Origin of the sequence: Streptomyces anatolicus (genome assembly GCF_019400875.1) — a bacterium.
GTDB lineage: Bacteria > Actinomycetota > Actinomycetes > Streptomycetales > Streptomycetaceae > Streptomyces > Streptomyces anatolicus.
The window spans coordinates 1-5,496 of record NZ_WMBF01000428.1 but is presented as its reverse complement, the minus strand read 5'-3'; the positions used below and the strand labels follow the sequence as shown (position 1 = coordinate 5,496).

The 5,496-nt window shown below is 74.9% G+C and carries 3 protein-coding genes; 2 read left to right on the top strand and 1 reads right to left on the bottom strand.

The window, feature by feature from the left end; all coding sequences use genetic code 11:
- Positions 1 to 1,270, bottom strand: a 1,270-nt coding sequence (locus tag GKQ77_RS26670) for a sensor histidine kinase (protein WP_258022012.1), incomplete at its 3' end; no start/stop codon positions are given.
- A gap of 156 nt (positions 1,271 to 1,426) precedes the next feature.
- On the opposite strand from GKQ77_RS26670, the gene GKQ77_RS26665 reads away from it, so the two are divergent.
- On the top strand, positions 1,427 to 4,294 hold the full coding sequence (locus GKQ77_RS26665; RefSeq protein WP_219691481.1) for an FAD-binding and (Fe-S)-binding domain-containing protein: 2,868 nt from the start codon (positions 1,427 to 1,429) through the stop codon (positions 4,292 to 4,294).
- Positions 4,295 to 4,514: 220 nt separating this feature from the next.
- A partial coding sequence (locus GKQ77_RS26660; RefSeq protein WP_372459989.1) for an EamA family transporter occupies positions 4,515 to 5,496 on the top strand: 982 nt, incomplete at its 3' end.

Sequence of the window (5,496 nt, the reverse complement as noted above, 5' to 3'; positions counted from 1 at the left end):
GGGTCGGGTCCGAGGGGCGGGAGAGCAGTTCCTGCGGGATCAGCAGGAGTACGCCCGTACCGCCGCGCGCCGAGGGGCGGAACGACACCGTCAGACCGTGCTTGCGGGCGAGCCGGCCCACCACCGCGAGGCCGAGCCGGGTGCCGCTCAGGCCGCCGAGGCCCGTCGTCTCGCCGGACACGGCACGCTCTGCGCGGCGCTGCTGCACCGGGCCCATCACGAGGCCGCTGTCCTCGACGGAGACGATGACCCCGGACGCGACCTCCTCGATGTAGACGTGCACTTCGGAGGTGGGCGGCGAGAAGTTCGCGGCGTTGTCGAGGAGTTCCGCCAGGGCGTGCATGACGCCCTCGGCGGCGTGGCCCGCGACCGCGACCTCGCTCGCGGAGTGGACGCGCACCCGCTGGTAGCCGCCGATGCGGCCCATCGCGCCGCGCAGGATCGACTCCATGACGATGGGGCGGGCCCAGCGGCGCCCGGAGCGGGCGCCGGTGAGTACCGCCACGGAGTCGGCGATGCGGCCGGCCTGCGCGGTCCTGTGGTCCAGGTGGAGGAGGTCGGTGAGGACGTCCTCGTCGGCGTGCCTGCCCTCCATCTCGCGAAGGTCGGCGAGCATGCCGGTGGCGAGCGCCTGCATACGCCCGGCCGCGTTGGCGCACGCGGCGAGCGCGGCGGCCCGCTCGGACTCGGCGGTGCGCACGCGCGCGGTCAGCTCGGTCCGCACGCGGGTGTTCTCGGCGGTGAGTTCCGTACGCACGCGGGTGTTCTCGGCGGTGAGTTCCGTACGTACGCGAGTGATCTCGGCGGTGAGTTCCGCCTGGACGCGGGCGTTCTCGGCGGTCAGTTCCTCCCGGACACGGGCGTGCTCGGAGATGAGTTCCTCCCGCACCCGGGTCTGCTCGGCGGTCAGCTCGGACAGTTCACGCGCGTGCGCGGCGGTGAGGCGGGCGTGCTCCTGCCCGAACTCGGCGGCCCGCCGTGCCTGTTCCTGCTGGAGGCGGGCGGTCTCCTGCTGGGCGGCGGCCAGCTGACGGCGTGCCAGGGCGAGCGCCCGCAAGGCGTGGAAGGCGACGGTCACCGCGGCGCTGAGCGCGACGGCGGCGGCGCTCGCGCCCCAGGCCAGAGGGGTGCGCGCGGACGCGGGCGCGACGGCGACGGCTGTCCCGGCGAGCGCCCCGGTGACGAGGGCACAGGCCAGCAGGACGAGCGCGGCCGGGCGCAGCGGAGGGCGCTCCGTCCCGGGGCGCGCTATGGGGGTTGGCGCGGTCATCAATCGGGGTCCTCGATCGGAAGCGACACACTCTGCTCAAGTTCTGGTCACTATAGGAGAGTTGATGAGCGTGTTGGGAATGTTCCCTTCCGGATCGTGACATATCGGGTGAGGCGAGGTGGCACCGGGGGGTCGTAGCGGGGGCATTCTGGACCCATGAGCGACCTCGACGGCGACTTCGGTGACCCCGGCCGCTTCAAGGACTCCGGCGGCCCCGGCGCCCTCGGGGACCCCCACGGCCTGGAGCGAGCCCTGCGCGCGGCCGTGCGCGGCGCGGTGGACCTCTCCGTCACCGCGCGCGCCCTGCACACCATGGACGCCTCCAACTACCGCCGCGTACCGGCCGCCGTCGTGGCCCCGCGCGACGCCGACGACGTGCGGGCGGCACTCGAGGTCTGCCGGGAGCGTGCCGTGCCGGTCGTGGCGCGCGGCGCGGGCACGTCGATCGCCGGGCAGGCGACCGGCACCGGCGTGGTCCTCGACTTCACCCGGCACATGAACGGCCTGCTCTCCCTCGACCCCGAGGCGCGCACGGCCGTGGTCCAGCCGGGCCTCGTCCTGGACGACCTGCGCTCGGCCGCCGCCCCGCACGGCCTGACCTTCGGCCCCGACCCCTCCACGCACAGCCGCTGCACCCTCGGCGGCATGATCGGCAACAACTCCTGCGGCGCGCACTCGGTGGCCTGGGGGACGACGGCCGACAACATCCGCCAGCTGTCGGTCCTCACCTCGCCGGGCGACACCCTCCGCCTCGCCCAGGGCTGGGACAGCGCCCCCGACGGCCTGCGCACCCTGGTCGAGGGCGACCTGGCCCTCCTGCGCACCGGCTTCCCCGACCTGCCGCGCCGCATCTCCGGCTACGCCCTGGATGCGCTGCTCCCGGAGCGCGGCGCCGACCTGGCCCGCGCGTTCTGCGGCTCGGAGGGCACGCTCGGCATCGTCACCGAGGCGGTCGTACGTCTCGTCGAGGCACCCCGCGCGCGGGCCCTCGCCGTTCTCGGGTACGCGGACGAGAACGCGGCGGCCGAGGCGGCGGCGGGCCTCCTGCCGCACGGCCCGCTGACCGTCGAGGGCATGGCCGCCGACCTCGTGCGCGGCACCTCGCAGGAGAACGCCCTGCCCCGGGGCGGCGCCTGGCTCTTCGTGGAGACGGGCGGCGCGAGTGCGGCCGAGGCACGCGCGCGTGCCGAGACGATCGTGCGCGCCGCCGACGTCCTCGACGCCGTGGTCGTCGACGACCCGGCGCGGCAGCGGGCGCTGTGGCGGGTGCGGGAGGACGCCAGCGGCACCGCCACCCGGATGCCCGATGGCAGCGAGGCGTGGCCCGGCTGGGAGGACTGCGCGGTGCCGCCCGCCCGTCTCGGCGCGTATCTGCGGGACTTCAGGGCGCTGCTCGCCGCACACGGGCTGCGCGGCACGCCGTACGGGCACTTCGGGGACGGCTGCATTCACGTACGCATCGACTTCGATCTGCTCAGCACCGAGGGCGTGGCGCGCTTCCGCCGCTTCTCCGAGGAGCTGGCGGACGTGGTCGTCGCGCACGGCGGCTCGCTCTCCGGCGAGCACGGCGACGGACAGGCCCGCGCGGAGCTGCTGCCGAAGATGTACGGGCCCGACCTCGTCGCCCTCTTCGCGCGCGTGAAGGACGTCTGGGACCCGGCGGGCCTGCTCAACCCGGGCATGCTGGTGCGGCCCGCGCCCCTCGACGCCGGTCTGCGGTTCGCGCCCCTGCCACGCGAGCCCGTCGACGTCGCCTTCGGCTACCCGCACGACGGCGGGGACTTCTCGGCGGCGGTCAGGCGGTGTGTGGGGGTCGCCAGGTGCCGTACGGCGACGGCGTCCTCGCCCACCGGCGTCATGTGCCCCTCCTTCCGGGTGACCGGCGAGGAGGAGCACTCCACGCGCGGCCGGGCGCGGCTGCTGCACGAGATGCTGGCGGGCGAGGTGGTGACGGACGGCTGGCGCTCCACGGAGGTACGGGACGCGCTCGACCTCTGCCTGTCCTGCAAGGGGTGCCGGTCGGACTGTCCGGTGGGCGTCGACATGGCCACGTACAAGGCGGAGTTCCTGCACCACCACTACGAAGGGCGCCGCAGGCCCGCCGCCCACTACGCGATGGGGTGGCTGCCGCGCTGGCTGCGGGCGATGGCCCTCACCCGCACGGCTCCGGTCGTCAACGCCCTCGCTCGGATCGGCCCGCTCGCGGCGCTCGGCAAGCGGCTCGGCGGGATCGCGCCGGAGCGGTCGATTCCGGCGGTGGCGCCACGGACTCTGCGGCAGTGGTGGCGCGGGCGGCCGAAGCGGCAGGGGGCTCGGCGGGTGGTGCTGTGGCCCGACACCTTCACCGACCACCTCTCGCCCGCCGTGGGCCGGGCGGCGGTACGGGTGTTCGAGGCGGCCGGGCTGACGGTCGAACTGCCGCCGAAGGGGGTGTGCTGCGGACTCACGTACGTCTCCACGGGCCAGCTCGACCGCGCCCGCGCGGTGCTGCGCGCCACGCTGGACCGGGTCGCCCCGCTCCTGGCGGCGGGCACGCCCGTCGTCGTCCTGGAGCCGAGCTGCGCGGCCGCCCTCAAGACCGACCTGGTCGAACTGGTCGGCGACGACCCGCGCGCCCACCGCCTCGCCGCGTCCGTCCGCACTTTCGCGCAGGCCCTCGAAGAGCTGGCCCCCGACTGGCGGCCCCCGCACATCGGCCGCCCGGTCGCCGGCCAGACGCACTGCCACCAGCACGCGGTCCTTGGCGACACGGCGGAACGGCGGCTGCGCACGAAGGCAGGCCTTGCGGGCGAGCTGAGCGGCGGCTGCTGCGGACTCGCCGGGAACTTCGGTTTCGAGCGGGGGCACTACGCGGTGTCGGCGGCCTGCGCCGAGGAACAGCTGCTCCCGTCGGTGCGGCGGGCACCGGCCGAGACAGTGGTCCTCGCGGACGGCTACTCCTGCCGGACGCAGCTGGGGCAGCTGGCGGGGGTGCGGGGGCGGCATCTGGCGGAGGTCCTGGCGGAGGCGCTGGAGACGGTTTAGGCAGGCCTGGGTTGCGTACAGGAGCAAAAGCGCTCCACAATCCTGTCCTGGTCCATTACCTTGGACGGCGTAGTCCAGAACACTGGACTGCGGGGAGTGGTGGCAACGGCAGGAAGGCTCAGGCGTGAACGTCTCGCGCAGCGATCAGGCGGCACCGGCCGCGGCCCCCGTGGTGGCCCAGCAGCCGGAAGTCGCCGGTGCGGCGGCGACCGCCGAGGGCGTGCAGGGGGCTCAGGGTGCTCAGGGCGCTTCGGGTGCCGAGGCCGCCCCGAGTGGAGCCGCCCCCAGTGGTGCCGCGAGCAGCCTCCGTGCCCGGCTCGGGCCCGTGGGGCTGGTGCTCGCGGGCGGGATATCCGTGCAGTTCGGCGGCGCGGTCGCGGTGAGCGTGATGCCGAGGTCCGGGGCGCTCGGCATCGTGACGCTGCGGCTCGCCTTCGCCGCGCTCGTCCTGCTCGCCGTCTGCCGGCCGAAGCTGCGCGGCCACTCCCGCGCCGACTGGGGCACGGTCGTCGCCTTCGGTGTGGCCATGGCCGGGATGAACGGCCTCTTCTACCAGTCCGTCGCCCGCATCCCCATGGGCCCCGCCGTCACCCTGGAAGTCCTCGGGCCGCTCGCGCTCTCCGTCATCGCCTCGCGCCGCGCGGTCAATCTGATCTGGGCCGGGCTCGCGCTCTGCGGTGTCTTCCTGCTGGGCGGCGGGGGCGGCTTCAGCGGCCTCGACCCGGTCGGCGTCGCCTACGCGCTGGGCGCGGGCGCGATGTGGGCGACGTACATCGTCTTCAGCGCGCGCACCGGCCGGCGCTTCCCGCAGGCCGACGGCCTCGCCCTCGCGATGGTGGTCGCGGCGGTGCTCTTCCTGCCGCTCGGGATCGTCGAGTCGGGCGCGAAGCTGGTCGAGCCGGGCACGCTGGCGCTGGGCGCGGTCGTCGCGGTCATGTCGTCCGTGCTGCCGTACACCCTCGAAATGCTCGCGCTGCGCCGCCTTCCCTCGCACACCTTCGCGATCCTGATGAGCCTGGAACCGGCCCTCGCCTCCGTCGCCGGGTTCCTCGTCCTCAGCCAGGCCCTGACCGTGGCCGAGGCGCTGGCGATCTCCCTGGTCATCGCGGCGAGCATGGGCGCGGTGCGGACGCAGGTGGGGCGGGGGAAGGCACGGAAGGCGCGCGAGGCGCGCGAGGCGCGCGCTGCGGGCGAGGCGGGCG

What these genes read in the sequence shown, in the direction of transcription:
- GKQ77_RS26665 (WP_219691481.1), top strand. Translation starts at nt 1,427, where the DNA reads ATGAGCGACCTCGACGGCGACTTCGGTGACCCCGGCCGCTTCAAGGAC.